The organism is Burkholderia sp. FW306-1C-G01B, from assembly GCF_058781685.1.
In genome coordinates this window covers 130,455-145,830 of the sequence record NZ_JBYSWZ010000006.1, presented here as the reverse complement: position 1 = coordinate 145,830, position 15,376 = coordinate 130,455, and the positions used below count along the sequence as shown (strand labels likewise).

Sequence of the window (15,376 nt, the reverse complement as noted above, 5' to 3'; positions counted from 1 at the left end):
TGTGAGGCATAAACTGATGGCCAAGGAGCCACTTTATGCCACGCAAACGCAAGGAAGAAGTGACGATTGAGCCGGGCAAGGGCTTGAACCTGGACCCGGAACTGATCAAGCAACTGGTGCCCGGGACGCTGGACCGCGCAACGATCAACGAGCAGCTCGCTGCGCTCAAGAAGGCGATCTTCGAGCGCGCGCTGGGCGGCGAGTTGACGCACCACCTGGGCTACGAGAAGGGCGAAGCCAAGCCGGTAGGCCGCACGAACCATCGCAATGGCACCAGCCGCAAGCGCATCGCGACCGACGACGACCTGCTCGACGTCGAGATTCCGCGCGACCGCGAAGGCACCTTCGATCCGGTGCTGATCGCCAAGGGCGAGCGACGCTTCACCGGCTTCGACGACAAGATCATCGCGATGTACGCACGCGGCATGAGCGTGCGGGAGATTCAGGGTTTCCTGCTGGAGATGTACGGCATCGAGGTGTCGCCGGACTTCATCAGCACGGTGACCGATGCCGTGATCGACGAAGTGCGCGAATGGCAGCAGCGGCCGCTCGAGCCGATGTACCCGGTCGTGTTCTTCGACGCCTTGCGAGTCAAGATCCGCGACGAAGGCGTCGTGCGCAACAAAGCGATCTACCTGGCACTGGGCGTGCGCCGCGACGGCACACGTGACGTGCTGGGCCTCTGGATCGAGCAGACCGAGGGGGCTAAGTTCTGGCTGCGGGTGGTGAACGACCTGAAGCTGCGCGGCGTGCAGGACATCCTGATCGCCGTGGTCGATGGCCTGAAGGGCTTCCCGGAAGCGATCAACACGGTGTTCCCGGAAACGACGGTCCAGACCTGCATCGTGCATCTGATCCGGAACTCGCTGGACTTCGCCAGCTGGAAAGACAGGAAATCGGTCGCAGCGGCGCTCAAGGAGGTCTACCGGGCACCGTCGGCCGAAGCAGCCGCCGTGGCGCTGGATGCGTTCGATACGAGCCCGTGGGGTACGAAATACCCCCCGATTGCCGCACTCTGGCGCCGGGCCTGGGATCAGGTGATTCCGTTCTATGCCTTCGCGCCCGACATCCGGAAAATTGTATATACGACCAACGCGATCGAGTCGCTGCACATGCAGCTTCGGAAGATCATCAAGGCGCGCGGCCACTTCCCGTCGGACGAGGCCGCGCTCAAACTGATCTGGCTGGCCCTGCGCAACGTCGTTGCCAAGTGGACCGGCTCCCGGCACGATTGGAAGAACGCCATGACCCAGTTTGCGCTGCTTTACCCGGAACGATTCAACATTGGAGTCTGAATCTCAACCCGCCTCACACACGAAATTCCGGATACCTCCTGCCGACACGGTTGCCGGTGCGCAGGCCAGCGCCAATCTCTACTCGCTCGTCGAAACCTGCAAGGCGAACGGCATCGAACCGTATCGCTACCTCGTCTGGCTGTTCACGAAGCTGCCTCTCGCTGCAACCGCCGACGACTACGCGGCCCTCATGCTATGGAGCATGCCTGCCACTCCAAACCTCTGATGGGCGTCGTTAAAAGACCGCATACGCTTCACCTATACGCCCGGACGAGGTACCAAGCTCGCTGACAAACTGTTCGCCGGCATCCGCAAGGGCGCGGTCCTGATGACGGACGGCTACGAACCCTACAACGACATCGCGCAGCGTTACGAGCTCGAACACCTTGGGAGCACGTGAAACGCTACTTCGTCAAGGCGGAGGACAGCGTACCGAAAGCCGCGCGCAAATCGGATCTACTCGCGTCGCGCTTCATCAAGCTGATTGGCAGGCTGTTCGCCGCGGAGGCGCGCACCGAAACGTGGGAGGTCGAGCGCCGACAGCGTTTGCGACGGCGATACAGCGTCCGTGTACTCGATGCCATCCATGCGCTTGCACTCGAGCAATCGCCGGGCGTCATGCCGAAAAGCTTGCTCGGCAAGGGGCTGACCTATCTGCGTGAGCAATGGCCGAAGCTGATCCGCTACGTCGAGAACGGCAACTGGCCCATCAGCAACAATCCCTGCGAGAACTCGATTCGCCAGTTCTGCGTTGGACGCCGCTCGTGGTTGTTCGCCGACACCGTTCATGGCGTCGAGGCGAGCGCGAACCTTTACTCGTTGGTCGAGACGTGCCGCGCGAATCGCATTGATCCCTACCGCTACCTCACTTGGCTGTTCCAGCGTCTGCCGCTGGCAAAGAGCGTCGACGACTACGACGCGCTGTTGCCCTGGATGATGCCCGCCGATCTCCGCTGACCCACGTTCCTGCCACATCTCACGCGCCTCGCCATCTCACTCTGAGGGGCGTCGCTGATGGATCGCATACGATTGAATTCATCAAATTCCCGGCAATTCATCTAATATTTTTTTGCTTTACCTAAATTTGTTTACCTGCAAGCATTACTCCGCGGTTCGAGAAGAACTGCATGGATTCCGAACATTTCTTTCGGATCTCCTTAATTTTCCATACATGGAGCTTCAGATGAAGATCGAAAACAAGATGATCATGAAAGGTGCACAAAGCAAAATCGTCCACGCGATTACCACTGCCCTGAAGTGACGGCAGCGTAGTGAATTGTCGACGGCGGATCCCGGGATCCGCCATATCGGACCGAGGCGACCGATGAGCCCCATCGAACAGAACGGCGACCTGCTTCAGATGTTCAATCCAGACGGCGTCCGGCTGGCCAACGAGACCGTTCGGCCGGTATTTCCCGATCTCGTCGATAAACTGGCTTCCGACATTTACGGATACGCGTATCGCCGACCCGGCCTTGATCTGAAGACACGGCACCTCGTCACGCTCGGGGTAATCAGCGCCATGGGCGGCTGCGAGAATCAGTTGCGTTTTCAACTTGGCGCCGCCCTGCACCTCGGCATACCGATCGAACAAATTCGCGAGGTATTCATTCAGGTGCAGGTTTTTGCCGGGAACGCACGGGCGTTCAACGCGGCAGCCATTTTCAAATCCGTTGCCGACGAGTTTCAGAAGAGCGAATAGCATGATGCCCTCGACCCGATGGCAACTGATCGTGACTTATGTGTTCGCCGACGCGGCCGTGACGGTTTCGTCGCGCATCCTGCAGTTCTATGCCACGTGGCTTTTGCTGAAGGACATCGCAAGCCCGTCGGCGCTCACGCTGACGCTGATCGCGACGTGGGCGACGACCTTGCTGTTCCTTCCATTCGTGGGCGTTGTCGCCGAGCGAATCCGCAAGAGTACCGTGTTGCTGGGTGCATCGCTGCTCGCACTTGCATCGGTGATCCCGGTCGTCGGCGGCGCACGTACGCTTCACGCCACCCACGCGAATTGGCTTGTCGTCGTTATCGTCATCGCCAGCGTGACCTCGAGCATCGCCGTGGCGGCCCTGATGCCGCTGAGCACCCCGCTGATACCCGAGATTTCGCCCGATGCCGACGAGGTTCGCAGCGGCTTGCGCCTGAAGGCATCGGGTTTCATCCTGAACATCCTGTTCGGCCCGACGCTGGCGGGCTTCATGATCGGGGCGTTCGGAGGCGAGTCCGCGCTCTGGCTGAGTGCCGCGAGCAGTTGTCTCGGCGTCGTGGCCTCGCTCGTCTTCCACATGTCGTTCAGTGCGGTGCAGCCCGTGCGAACGCGTGCCGGGCCGGCACCGTCGTTCTTCCGGGACCTGCGCCACGGGATGCAACGGGTACTCGGCATTCGAGCCGAGCGGGCGATCGCGGCGGCGTCGCTGCTCGCCAACATGCTGTTCGTCCCGTTCGTATTCTTCCTGTTGCCAGCCAAGGTTCTCGCGGAGGGCGGCACGATGCTGAACGTGGCCTGCATCGAGCTATCATTGGGCGCGGGCGTATTGGGGGCTTCTGCCTTGCTGATCCAGCAAGCCCGGCGCATCGCTTCCGATCATGCAATTTCGAGCGTCGGCATCGGAATGATCGGCGCCTCCATTTTTGCGTTCGGTTGCACGCACCATCTCGTCACCTGGTGCGTGCTGGGTTTCGCATTGGGTGTCGGGTTGACGACGTTCAACGTTACCGTCAATTCGAAGCGGGCGATGGCGATTCCGGAAGGACACCGCACCGGCATGGAATCGAGCCTGATGTTTCTTTGCACCGCTGCCGCTCCTTTCGGCATCTGGATATCGGGCGTGGCCCTCAAGACACTGTCGCCCGACGCCGTCATCATCTACGGCAGCGAACTTTTCGTGCTTGCACTCCTCTGCATCGTCTTTTCCAGGCCGTTGAGGCTCATGCTCAATTCCGGAGATAGTGGCTTGCCCCACTATCTCCAAACCAATCGAGAACTGTTCGACCTTCAATCACTGTCATGACCTATCCCTTTCTTCCGCTGGCGGGTGTGGCTTCGTCGCTGTCGACGGGGTTCAAATCCCAACTGAAGTCCGCGTACGAGGATCTGCTCGAACAGCTCACGGCCCACGCGCCGGCGCTGTTTCCCGACAGCGTCCACGCGCACTTCGCAGCCTTGCAGCCCGCCGGATTCAATGGATTTCACAGCTTCGCTTACCACTATGTGATCCGCTTGGCGGAGCTGAACAAGTTGCCGGAAGCGTCGCGCCTGCTCATGGTCATGGCGCGCGACCGATACGAAACGCTGCCTCGATTCACGCCGGCGTCGCGCATCGATCGCGAGTTGCTGCGTGAGGTGCTGGACGAAATCTCGGGCGGCACCTCCTATACGGAGATTGTCTTGCGGCCTCTGCCCCGGGAAAAGGAGCAACTCGCGGAAGCGGCCATGACACACGGCGTTCGGGTGCTTGAAGCCGCTTATGCGGAACTCGCCGCGGAGATCGAGATCCTCGCCGGCTCGATCGTCTTTTTTGAATCCGCCGGTGCGACCAGCGAGCGTGCGTTATCGCTAACGGGTGACAAGCTTCAATCGATGATTCTCGTGAACGGGGAGATCGACCTGAGCTGGATCTTCCTGCTCGACAAGCTGGTTCACGAGGCGGCGCATACCTACCTATATGGCATCAATCTGCGCGAGGAACTCGTTCACAACAGCCCGGAAACAAAGTATGCGTCTCCGCTGCGTCGGGATGCCCGCGACATGCTTGCGATCTATCACGCGACGTTTGTCATACAACGCCTATTGGTTGCGTTTACGCGCATTCTTGAGCGTGCGGTGCTATCTGACGCCGATCGGGCCACGATCAAGGAGATGCTCGGGCTGTACCATGCCCGGCTCGATGCCGGCTTCTCGACGATCGAGCGTCATGGCGTTTTGTCCGACGTCGCGCGGGAATTGATTCATGAGGGGCAGGATTGTGCGAAATCGCTGGCGTCCTGCTGATTGAGGCTGCGTGCCAAAGCGCCCAAGCTGCTCGACCGCAAATCAGGGCTGTTGCGGGAAGGCAAAGACGCTACTGCAAAGTCACGGTGGATTTGCGCGCATCGGGACAGACGTGCAGTCGCCACCGCGTGCTCCGGTTGATGCGGTCGGTTAACGACTGAGAATTCAACGCTCCCCCGGTTTCGCCACTGCAAGACTAACCAGACGCAAAAACTCATCTTTCTCTGTCCTCGAATTCATCGGGAATCGCTCGAACCATTCGGTCCGGCGCAAATCGGCGTAGAGCCCGGTCGGATCTTCGTGAAAATGAAGGAATGCTTTACTGCTGCAATAAAATACTCCTCGCGACCTTTCAGTCAGTTTCGGTATCTCGCGCAATCGACGCAACACACTTTCGAGTCGATCAAGCGCGTCGGGGCCAGCGTGTTTCATATCGCATCCTTTACCAGTATGCATCTGGCGCAATGATACCGATGTCCGCCATGCAGTGCGGAAACGGACATTCCGCTGGCCCAAAAGATCGCGGCCCTCTCGCTTCCCGGCCCATGCAATCACCGGTTTACAGTGTTCTTAGGCCGTTGAATCCCAGGAGTCGAACGACTGAATTCGGGCGTCGAATCGAACTTGGCGAAAGAGCAGATTGGGCGTGAGTGTGCGTTGCCGACGAGCAGTGTCGGACGGCGGCTTCCTGGCAAGCTACCTTGCATCCGCGACCGGCAGCTCCGGGTCGATTGCGGATTCAACCGGGGCCGTTATCCAAGATTGAAATGGCCCGAAGAAATAAGGCAGGTCAGGGAAATAGATGGCAAATTCTAGACTGACGATACGTCCTCCTCGCGCCCGAGTACTGAGGCTGGCACATTTCAGCCTTCAGAAGATCCGGGGATGCCGCGTCGCCATCGGCGCTTCGGGCATGTGCACTTCGAGGTTACGCCTTGAAGGATCGCGGTAGCGCCAATCCGTGCTTCCGGAACAGGCGGGCGAGATAGGACGGTGAATCGAGACCGACCGCTGCCGCCGCCATAACGACCGTCATGCCGGGTGATTGCAATAGCTGCGTGGCGTGATGCACACGCTGCCGCGATTGATAGTCGACGATGGATTCGCCAGTGACGTCGCGAAACAGGCGCGTCAACGTGCGCCGTGACAGACCGAACTCGTAGGCAATGCGATCGAGCCCCATCGATTGATCGAGTGTCGCGTCGAGAAATCCCCGAATGTCTTTCACGAGTTCACGGCGCGCGTCGATGGGTGTCAACGGCAGATGGCCCGCGATCAGTCCCGCTTCGACGCACGTGGCCGCCAACGTCTTGTTAGTCAGTTCCCGCCGATAGGCCGCGAGTTCGCCGACGTCGTGCTGACCGGTGTCGGTGGCGAGACGCACCGCGTTGAGCAGCGCCAACGGCGCGGACCGGATGGCAATCTTCGCGCACGACAGGCTTCTTTGCGCCTTGCGCTCGCAGAACGCGACGAAATCACTCGCCACATAGACGGCGACGTGTTCCTGCTCCTTCCGATAGCCGTGCGTATCGTGCAGGCGCTGCGGCGGCACCACGACAAACGACTTGGGCGCCAGGCGCAAGGGCGAGGCGTTCGATTCGACGTTCAGGATCAGTTGGCCGGTGCGCGGCAGCAAGAACATGTACTCGTCATGTTCGTGGGGCTGCGTGCGGTAATCGCCGATCGAAACCTGCCGAACATCGGCAATGCGATTTTCGGACAAGTGGGTATTGGCGGTCGGATAGTGCTTCACGAATTTACCCTTGGGCGCTCCATGCGGTGGGTAGCGACTGGCCATAGCGGGCCTTGTGGACCGCTGTATCAATGGGATGTCCCAGTATAGCGGTACAACCTTCCGTGCACGTAGCCGGGCACTCACGCAGCCAGCCAAGCCCGGTTCTCAGGGAAAACACGGGTGTGCGCGGACTCCCGCGCGGTGGGCCGGACGCCCGATTGGCCCGGTTGTGTGCTTGTCGTGGCCCAATAGGCGGCGAAACTTTGGTTCCCGTTCGGCATGCTGGCGTCACTTACACGCTGGAGCCAGTTCATGTCGGTCGAGAATGTCCCGTCCTTGTTGCCTCATTCCCCCAATGCCACATCCCGGTTACCCCCGCACGGTGGCATGCATTTCGTGCGCGTCTTTCCCGCAGGGCAGGGCGGCGGCAACCCCGCGCCCGTCGTACTGGATGCGGATTCGCTGTCGGCGGACGAGATGATGGCGATCGCCGCGCGCTACGGTCACGAAAGCGCATTCGTGTGCGCACCGCGTGATACGGGCAGCACGTATCGTCTGCGCTTCTTCGTCCCCCAGCACGAGATGGAGATGTGCGGTCATGCGACGCTCGGCGCATTGTGGCTTCTGCGGCGGCTTGGCCGCTGGACATCCCGCGTCGCGACGCTCGAGACGTTGAGCGGCATCGTCGACGCTCGCTTTGACGAAAGCACGCAATCCATCGAAGTGAGCCAGCCCAAAGGCATCGTGCAATCGATCGAAGACGCGCGGCTGCACGCCGCGATATGCGATGTGCTGCGCATCGATGCTGACGATCTGGATGCTCTCGGCATCGTCAACGCCACGACGAGCCGGACCAAGACGCTGATACCGATTCGCTCGGTGCAGCGACTTCATGCACTGACGCCGTCCTTCGAAAAGGTGCAGGCGCTATGTGACCAGCTCGAATCGACGGGCCTTTATCCGTTTGCGGTCGAGCGTACACAACCTCTCGAGGTGCACGCGCGCCAGTTTCCGCGCTCGTCCGGGTATCCGGAAGATGCGGCGACGGGTATCGCCGCGGCCGCGACCCTCTACGGTGCGTTGCACTACGGCCTGCTCGCGCACGGCGCGTCGGGCATGACCGTGCATCAAGGGTACGCGATGGGCAAGCCGTCCAGCATCCGGGTCGAAATGCGAGACCCCGACAACGCCGACGCGGGCTGCTGGATCAGCGGCGCAGTCGAAAGCATGATGCTGGAGCCGCAGCAATGAAGATCTTTACCAACGACCAGATCGCGGCAGTGCTCGACGTGCGCCTCGCATCGGACGCCATTCGCGATGCCTATCTTGACCTGCAGAACGGCACAGCGGCCGTTCAGCCTCGCGCACGCATCGGCTTGTCCGACGTGAAGTTCAGCGCAATGAGCGCAATGCTGGGCCTGGCCAAGGTCGCGGCGATAAAGATGTACACGACGATCGACGGCCAGTTCCGCTTTTACATCGCGCTGTTTTCGCTCGTCGATGGCGGGCTCCTCGCGATGCTCGAGGGCGATGCGATCACGGGCGTGCGCACGGCCGCGACCACCGCGCTTGCGGCCCGACATCTGGCGCGTCCGGGGAGCCGACGCCTCGGACTGTTCGGCAGTGGCGTGCAGGCGCGGGCTCATGCCGAGGCCTTGGCCGGACGAGCCGGATTGCGCGCAGTGATGATTCACAGCCGCGATGCCGTATCCGCGCATGCACTTGCCGACAGCCTCGGGCATCGGTTCGGTCTCAACGTATCGGTGGTCGATGCCGAAGCGTGCGCCGCGGCCGACATCGTTGTCGTCGCAACGCGTGCATCCGAACCGGTCATACGCGGCGAGTGGCTACGACCGGGTGCATTCGTCGCGAGTATCGGCGCGACGCGTCCCGATCAACGCGAACTCGACGACGCGTCGTTGCTCGCGGCCTCGCGCATCGTCGTGGACTGGATGCAGCAGACGCCGTTCGAAACGGGTGACCTGCTGCGCCCGTCGCGTGCCGTGATCGACAGCAGGACGATGGTGGACCTTTCGACCGTCATCGGCGCCGACGAGCAGCGCGCACGGGACGCCCCCGACATCGTGATCTACAAGGCAGTCGGCATCGCCCTGCAGGACGCGGCCGTCGCGCATATGGCTTACCTGCGGCTTGGCGCGTGACGCCTCTCGTCAATGTCGTTTGTCAAAGATACGCTTGGAGACAATCATGAGATTTCCTCTTGCTGCACGCATTGTTGTCGGGATGGTGCTCGGCATCGCGATCGGCGTTGCCTGTCACGCGATGCTGCCCAACGCGGATGCAGCCAACCAGGTCGGCGGCTATTTCTCGCTTCTCGCCGACGTGTTTCTGCGCCTGGTCAAGATGATCATCGCGCCGCTCGTGTTCTGCTCACTCGTCATCGGTGTGACGAAGATCGGCGATGTGCGCGCGGTGGGCCGCATCGGGATCAGGACGCTGGGCTGGTTTCTCTTCGCGTCGTTCATCTCGCTCGCGCTGGGCGCGCTGATCGCCAACTGGTTGAAGCCCGGCAGCGCGCTCAACCTGCCGTTGCCCGCGATCAACGCCTCGACCGGGTTGAGCACGAGCGGGCTGTCGCCCAAGGAATTCGTGGTGCATCTAGTGCCCAGCAGCATTGTGGGGGCGATGGCGAACAACGAAATCCTGCAGATCGTGGTGTTCGCCGCCTTCTTCAGCGTCGGGCTTACGACGCTGGGCGACAAGGCGCAACTCGTCGTTCGCATGCTCGACCAGGTCGCTCACGTCATGCTGAAAGTGACCGGCTATGTGATGGCGCTCGCGCCTTTCGCGGTGTTCGGTGCGATCGCGAACGTCGTGACGACGCGCGGCGTGTCGGTTCTCGTAACCTTTGGCCGGTTCATGGGCGAATTCTACGGAAGCCTGATCGTGCTATGGCTTCTGATGGTATTGGCCGGTGGCGTGTTGTTCGGGCGCAGGGTATTTTCGCTTGTGCGTTTCATGCGCGTGCCGATGCTGATCGGCTTCAGTACGGCCAGCAGCGAGTCCGTTTATCCGAAGATGCTGGAACAACTGGTCCGTTTCGGTGTCCCCGAACGTATCGCGAGCTTCGTTTTGCCGATCGGCTATTCGTTCAATCTCGACGGCACGATGATGTACTGCACATTTGCCACGCTGTTCATTGCGCAGGCGTATGGCGTTCATCTGTCGTTCGTGCAGCAGTTGTCGATGCTTGCCATCCTGATGCTGACCAGCAAAGGCATGGCCGGGGTGCCGCGCGCCTCCTTGGTCGTCATCGCCGCGACACTGGGCCAGTTCAATATCCCCGAGGCCGGGCTGCTCCTTATCATCGGCGTTGATCATTTCCTGGACATGGGGCGCACGGCGACCAATGTGCTGGGTAATGCGGTCGCCTCGGCCGCCGTCGCGAAATGGGAAAACGTGCTCGCGCCGTCGTCCGCGGATGTTTCGGTCGATGATGCCGGCGGACATCACAAGGACGGGACTCGCTCGGACGACGAAGGGGCTATTGCGGGAGTGTGAGGTGCTGCTCCAACCACTCTATAAGCGTAGGCTGCCGAAAAGGCTGCGTTGTGATCTGCTGTGACGCTCGCCTTCCGCAGTGGCTAGAGTGTTGATTTTCACCGAGTCTTAACCCACCGGGGATGCGGACAAAATCGTGGACTACTTTGGAGGTAGTCCATGTATTCATACCAAGAACGCGTTCGGGCGGTCGAGTTGTATCTGCAACTCGGGGGGCGAAGCAAGGCGACCATTCGCCCGTTGGGTTATTTGACGAAGAATTCTCTGAAGGCGTGGTGTAACGAACTCGAGAAGAGCGGCGATCTGCGGCGGGGGTATGTTCGCGTAATGCCGATGTACTCCGAAGAATGAAAGTAGCACTCGGGCATTACGTCAACCACGGGCGCTGCTTCGCCTTCATCCTCAGGAGATTGGGCTATCCCTGTCGCCAGAAACTGTCGAAGTGGGTTCGCGAGCGCTATCCGGAGGCCAGGAAATGCGTGGTTGGCAAGGCCGGCCGACCAGCTGCTTCATTGGTGTCCGAGCAGGCTGCGGCGTGCCGGGAAGCCGGACAAGTGGCGGAAGCCCTGACGCATTTGATGATGGCTCCCGTCAATGCTAGTCCCGCCGACTAGAGTTGTGAGCGGAGGTGGCGTGGGAGGCCACTTCCGCTATAGTGCTCGGCCTATCTTGACGAAAATCGATCGATAGACCGCCACATCTTGGGAAGAATCAAGCCTATTAGCGAGTGCTCGTATTTCGTGTCAATTCAGCGGATTTTGCTCAACTTGTATGGCAAAATGAAGCGAGCAATCATGGCAGAATGTTTTTCAAGCCATTGATTTTATTCACATATGCCGCTCAACTTTATTGACAAACGATACACGATCAAGACGAAGCCTTTGCGATTTCAGGCGTGGTTGATAGCGCAGGATATTCGCAGGACGCCTATCTGGCCAACTCGGTCAGGCGAGCGGCGGGTGCGGCTTGGAAGCGGTCGTTGCGGTAGAGGGAGCCTGAACGGCTGTTGAGGGTGGCGGATTCAACCGGGCCGTTGGAAGGTCATTCGAGAGTCCGTTTTCACGCCGGTCGCAGACGCTATAGGGGACGCGTTGCGGCGCCTATGCCGAGGATGGTCCGACGACGTTCTGTCAAAATACCCGCTTACTCCTCCTGACTGATCGCGGAATGGAACTCAGACAACTACGCTATTTTCTCAGCGCCGTGGAACACGGAAGCATGGGCAAGGCAGCGCTGGAACTCGGCGTGGTGACCTCGGCATTGAGTCAGCAGATCAGCCGTCTCGAAGGTGAACTGTCCACACGTCTGCTGCAACGCACCTCGGGCGGCGTCGTTCCAACCGACGCAGGTTTGGCGTTCTGGCGTCAGGCGCAACTCGCGCTGCGTCATATCGACGATGCCGCGCTCGCTGCACGCTCAGCCCGTCTGTCGGGCCATGTCAGCGTCGGCATGGCGCCGAGCACGGCGAGCGTGCTAGGTGTCGCATTCATGCAGGCCATGCGCTCGCGCTATCCCGATGTGCGGCTGCACATGGTCGAAAGTCTCTCCGGCTATCTTGCATCCATGCTGAGCGCGCGTCAGATCGATCTCGCCGTGCTGTTCCGCGAGGAGTCCGCACAACGCTGGAGCGTGCTGCCGCTGCTGGACGAGCGGCTGTTCCTGATCGGCGCGGGCGATCTCGATGGCATGCCGACGAGCGCATCCGTCCGGCTGAAAAATCTCGGCAGGCTTCCGCTCGTTCTTCCCAGCGGCACGCATGGGCTGCGTTCGCTGCTGTTATCAGCGTTCAGGCGCGCCGAATACGAGCCGAACATCGTCGCCGAAGTCGACGGCCTTGCACTCCTGATGGACTTCGTCCGCACCGGCATCGGCGCGACCATACAGCCTGGCGCGGCGCTCGCAAGGCCCGAGAACGTGATACTGACGAGCGTGCCCGTCGCGGATAAATACGCCACACGGCACAACATGCTCGCCAGCATCTCCGACGACGAACTGTCTCCCGCCGGTCTCGCTGCGCGCGTGGTGCTCGCCGATGTCGCCCGTCAACTGGTGCAGGAGGGGCGCTGGCCCGGTGCGCGGCTGCGGGAGCCTCGGCCTTCACAAAAAGTGAAGACCCCTTGACGGCTGGCTGGTAGCGACGCGGGCACGAGACCTTTACGATTTGTCCAAAAGGAGACAAGTCTGATGGTCGATGTGCTCGTAATCGGAGGAGGCAATGCCGCGCTGTGTGCCGCATTGATGGCGCGCGAAGCGGGCGCCTCGGTCCTGCTTCTCGAATCCGCGCCGCGCGAATGGCGCGGCGGCAACTCGCAACACACGCGCAATCTGCGCTGCATGCACGATGCGCCGCAGGACGTTCTCGTCGATGCCTATCCGGAAGAGGAATTTTGGCAGGACCTGTTGAAAGTCACCGGCGGCATCACGAATGAGCATCTCGCGCGGCTGACGATCCGCGCGTCGTCGTCGTGCCGGCCGTGGATGCAGAAGCACGGCGTACGCTTCCAGCCGCCGCTGTCCGGCGCGCTGCACGTGGCCCGCACCAACGCGTTCTTCATGGGTGGCGGCAAGGCGCTCGTCAACGCGTATTACCGCAGCGCCGAAGCGCTCGGCGTCGATATCCGCTATGAAACACCCGTCGATTCGCTTGAACTTGACGGCAGCCTCTTCATCGCGGCGCGCAGCGGCAGCCAGCGCTTTGAGGCGCGCGCCTGCGTGCTGGCGGCAGGCGGCTTTGAATCAAATCGCGAATGGCTGCGCGAAGCGTGGGGGCAAAACGAGCGCGGCGAATGGCCCGCCGACAACTTCCTGATTCGCGGCACGCGCTTCAACAAGGGCGTGCTCATCAAGCATATGACCGACGCCGGTGCGGACATGATCGGCGACCCGTCGCAGTCACACTGCGTCGCCATCGATGCACGCGCGCCGCTGTATGACGGCGGCATCTGCACGCGCATCGACTGCGTGTCTCTGGGCGTCGTGGTGAATCGTGACGCCGAGCGCTTTTACGACGAAGGCGAGGATTTCTGGCCGAAGCGCTATGCAATCTGGGGACGGCTCGTTGCGCATCAACCGGGGCAGATCGGCTATTCGATCATCGACTCGAAAGCAATCGGCCGCTTCATGCCGCCGGTGTTTCCGGGCGAAAAGGCCGATACGCTGCCGGAACTCGCGCGCAAGCTCGGGCTGCCGGAAGCGCGCTTCATGGAAACGCTCGCGCGCTATAACGACTCATGCCGCGACGGTACCTTCGACCACACCGCGCTCGACGACTGCCACACCGAAGGTCTCGCGCCGCCCAAGACGCACTGGGCGCGCCGCATCGAGACGCCGCCGTTTTACGGTTATGCGTTGCGGCCAGGCATCACGTTCACGTATCTCGGACTAAAGACCAATGACCGTGCGCAGGTTCACTTTGGCGGCAAAGCCAGTGAGAACCTGTTCGTGGCCGGCGAAATGATGGCCGGCAACGTGCTCGGTAAGGGCTATACAGCGGGCGTCGGCATGTCGATCGGCACGGCCTTCGGGCGCATCGCCGGGACGCAGGCCGCGCGCGCCGTACTCAAAACGACGGAGGCAACCAGTGCAGCAGTCTGACCCGCTCGCGCCCGAACGCATGCGCACGGCGTTATCGGTCGATACGAAAAAAACGTCGCACGGCAGCACGGCGCGCGTGATCCCCATTGTGCCGATGAGCGCCGGCGAAACCGAAGTGGCACGACAGATGCAGATCTGCAACGCCTGCCGCTACTGCGAAGGCTTCTGCGCCGTGTTCCCGGCCATGACGCGCCGCCTGGAATTCGGCAAGTCGGACGTCAACTATCTGGCGAATCTCTGCCACAACTGCGGCGCGTGCTATCACGCGTGCCAATACGCGCCGCCGCACGAATTCGGCGTGAACGTGCCGAAAGCGATGGCCGAAGTCCGGCTCGAAACCTACACCGAATACGCGTTTCCCGCGTCGTTCGGCGCGCTGTACAAACGCAACGGCCTGACTTTGTCGGTGGCACTGGCGGCCGGACTCGCGCTGTTTCTGCTGCTCGGTACGGCATTACACGGCGGCTTGTCGGGCGATGTCGCGCCAGCGAACTTCTACGCGATCTTCCCGCACAACCTGCTCGCGGCGATGTTTGGCATCGTTTTCCTGTTCGCCATTCTCGCGCTCGGCGTGGGCGTCACGCGTTTCTGGCGCGACGTGTCGGCAGGAACGGCGAGCGCGCCAGCCGTCGCGGAAGCGGCCAAGAACGCGCTGACGCTCAAGTACCTGGACGGCGGCCACGGCGACGGCTGCAACGAAGAGAGCGATGCCTTCACACTGGCGCGGCGTCGTTTCCATCACCTGACGTTCTACGGCTTCATGCTGTGCTTTGCAGCAACCGCAGTTGCGACGCTCTATCACTATGCATTTGGTCTGGAAGCGCCGTATCCGTTTCTGAGCGTGCCGGTGCTGCTGGGAACCGCGGGCGGCATTGGGCTGATTGCGGGGGCGGCGGGACTGCTGTGGCTGAACCTGAAACGCGTTCCGGAGCGGGGCGATGCCCGTCAGCGTCCGATGGACCGCGGCTTCATCGCGCTCCTGCTTCTGACGAGCGCATCCGGTCTCGCGCTGCTCGCGCTCCGCACGACCTTGGCGATGCCGTCGCTGCTCGCGATTCATCTTGGCATCGTGATGGCGCTGTTCGCCACGCTGCCTTACGGCAAGTTCGCGCACGGCATCTTCCGCTCGGCGGCGTTGCTCAAATCGTCGATAGAGAAGCGGCAACGCAACACACTGAGCCTCAGTTCGGATTAGCAGTCACTAGGGCGCCTTGGGCGCCCATCACTATAGATAAGAAG

12 protein-coding genes and 3 pseudogenes are annotated in these 15,376 nt (G+C 61.3%); 13 read left to right on the top strand and 2 right to left on the bottom strand.

What is annotated here, in order from left to right; genetic code table 11:
- The first annotated feature begins 35 nt into the window (after nt 1–35).
- The 6 genes and pseudogenes from AC3WLY_RS14085 (at nt 36) to AC3WLY_RS14060 (ending at nt 5,286) form a co-directional block, all read left to right on the top strand.
- Nucleotides 36–1,295 carry an IS256 family transposase gene (locus tag AC3WLY_RS14085; RefSeq protein ID WP_492309509.1) on the top strand — a complete coding sequence of 420 codons (1,260 nt, stop codon included), beginning with the start codon at nt 36–38 and terminating at the stop codon, nt 1,293–1,295.
- Between the two features lie 40 nt (nt 1,296–1,335).
- Nucleotides 1,336–1,521: pseudogene (locus AC3WLY_RS14080) on the top strand (transposase domain-containing protein); the annotation flags it as partial.
- Nucleotides 1,522–1,548: 27 nt separating this feature from the next.
- A pseudogene (locus AC3WLY_RS14075) lies at nt 1,549–2,252 on the top strand (IS66 family transposase); the annotation flags it as partial.
- 367 nt (nt 2,253–2,619) lie between these two features.
- Nucleotides 2,620–2,997, top strand: coding sequence for a carboxymuconolactone decarboxylase family protein (locus AC3WLY_RS14070; protein ID WP_310133246.1), 378 nt, complete (start codon nt 2,620–2,622; stop codon nt 2,995–2,997).
- Nucleotide 2,998: 1 nt separating this feature from the next.
- On the top strand, nt 2,999–4,306 hold the full coding sequence (locus AC3WLY_RS14065) for an MFS transporter (RefSeq protein WP_492309510.1): 1,308 nt from the start codon (nt 2,999–3,001) through the stop codon (nt 4,304–4,306).
- Nucleotides 4,303–5,286, top strand: a complete 984-nt coding sequence (locus AC3WLY_RS14060; RefSeq protein WP_492309511.1) for an aKG-HExxH-type peptide beta-hydroxylase — start codon at nt 4,303–4,305, stop codon at nt 5,284–5,286. The genes AC3WLY_RS14065 and AC3WLY_RS14060 overlap by 4 nt, the downstream gene beginning before the upstream one ends.
- Nucleotides 5,287–5,451: 165 nt before the next feature.
- On the opposite strand, the gene AC3WLY_RS14055 is transcribed toward AC3WLY_RS14060, so the two are convergent.
- Nucleotides 5,452–5,718 (bottom strand): hypothetical protein, encoded by a 267-nt coding sequence (locus AC3WLY_RS14055; protein WP_492309512.1) that lies wholly within the window; start codon nt 5,716–5,718, stop codon nt 5,452–5,454.
- A 496-nt stretch (nt 5,719–6,214) separates the two neighbouring features.
- Entirely contained in the window at nt 6,215–7,039 is an 825-nt protein-coding gene (locus tag AC3WLY_RS14050; protein WP_244096983.1) for an AraC family transcriptional regulator, read from the bottom strand.
- A 294-nt stretch (nt 7,040–7,333) separates the two neighbouring features.
- Between AC3WLY_RS14050 and AC3WLY_RS14045 the strand changes: the two genes are divergently transcribed.
- From AC3WLY_RS14045 to tcuB, 7 genes and pseudogenes are all read left to right on the top strand, one after another.
- Nucleotides 7,334–8,272, top strand: coding sequence for a PhzF family phenazine biosynthesis protein (locus AC3WLY_RS14045; protein ID WP_492309513.1), 939 nt, complete (start codon nt 7,334–7,336; stop codon nt 8,270–8,272).
- Between the two features lie 29 nt (nt 8,273–8,301).
- Nucleotides 8,302–9,183: an ornithine cyclodeaminase family protein gene (locus AC3WLY_RS14040; RefSeq protein ID WP_256260677.1), complete on the top strand. Its 882-nt coding sequence runs from the start codon at nt 8,302–8,304 to the stop codon at nt 9,181–9,183.
- 46 nt (nt 9,184–9,229) lie between these two features.
- The gene (locus AC3WLY_RS14035) at nt 9,230–10,543 is read left to right on the top strand and encodes a dicarboxylate/amino acid:cation symporter (protein WP_492309514.1); all 1,314 of its coding nucleotides are present in this window, start codon (nt 9,230–9,232) and stop codon (nt 10,541–10,543) included.
- 159 nt (nt 10,544–10,702) lie between these two features.
- Nucleotides 10,703–11,076: pseudogene (locus AC3WLY_RS14030) on the top strand (IS3 family transposase); the annotation flags it as partial.
- Between the two features lie 634 nt (nt 11,077–11,710).
- Nucleotides 11,711–12,664, top strand: a complete 954-nt coding sequence (locus tag AC3WLY_RS14025; protein WP_310136269.1) for a LysR family transcriptional regulator — start codon at nt 11,711–11,713, stop codon at nt 12,662–12,664.
- A gap of 63 nt (nt 12,665–12,727) precedes the next feature.
- The gene (tcuA, locus tag AC3WLY_RS14020; protein WP_425132486.1) at nt 12,728–14,137 is read left to right on the top strand and encodes an FAD-dependent tricarballylate dehydrogenase TcuA; all 1,410 of its coding nucleotides are present in this window, start codon (nt 12,728–12,730) and stop codon (nt 14,135–14,137) included.
- Complete coding sequence (tcuB, locus tag AC3WLY_RS14015) at nt 14,124–15,332, top strand: tricarballylate utilization 4Fe-4S protein TcuB (protein WP_492309515.1); 1,209 nt, start codon at nt 14,124–14,126, stop codon at nt 15,330–15,332. Before tcuA ends, tcuB begins: the two co-directional genes overlap by 14 nt.
- The last annotated feature ends 44 nt before the right edge of the window (nt 15,333–15,376 follow it).

Coding starts and splice junctions, on each gene's coding strand:
- AC3WLY_RS14070 (WP_310133246.1), top strand. CDS start 2,620: ATGAGCCCCATCGAACAGAACGGCGACCTGCTTCAGATGTTCAATCCA.
- AC3WLY_RS14025 (WP_310136269.1), top strand. CDS start 11,711: ATGGAACTCAGACAACTACGCTATTTTCTCAGCGCCGTGGAACACGGA.
- AC3WLY_RS14035 (WP_492309514.1), top strand. CDS start 9,230: ATGAGATTTCCTCTTGCTGCACGCATTGTTGTCGGGATGGTGCTCGGC.
- AC3WLY_RS14045 (WP_492309513.1), top strand. CDS start 7,334: ATGTCGGTCGAGAATGTCCCGTCCTTGTTGCCTCATTCCCCCAATGCC.
- tcuA (WP_425132486.1), top strand. CDS start 12,728: ATGGTCGATGTGCTCGTAATCGGAGGAGGCAATGCCGCGCTGTGTGCC.
- AC3WLY_RS14060 (WP_492309511.1), top strand. CDS start 4,303: ATGACCTATCCCTTTCTTCCGCTGGCGGGTGTGGCTTCGTCGCTGTCG.
- AC3WLY_RS14065 (WP_492309510.1), top strand. CDS start 2,999: ATGATGCCCTCGACCCGATGGCAACTGATCGTGACTTATGTGTTCGCC.
- AC3WLY_RS14085 (WP_492309509.1), top strand. CDS start 36: ATGCCACGCAAACGCAAGGAAGAAGTGACGATTGAGCCGGGCAAGGGC.
- AC3WLY_RS14055 (WP_492309512.1), bottom strand. CDS start 5,718: ATGAAACACGCTGGCCCCGACGCGCTTGATCGACTCGAAAGTGTGTTG.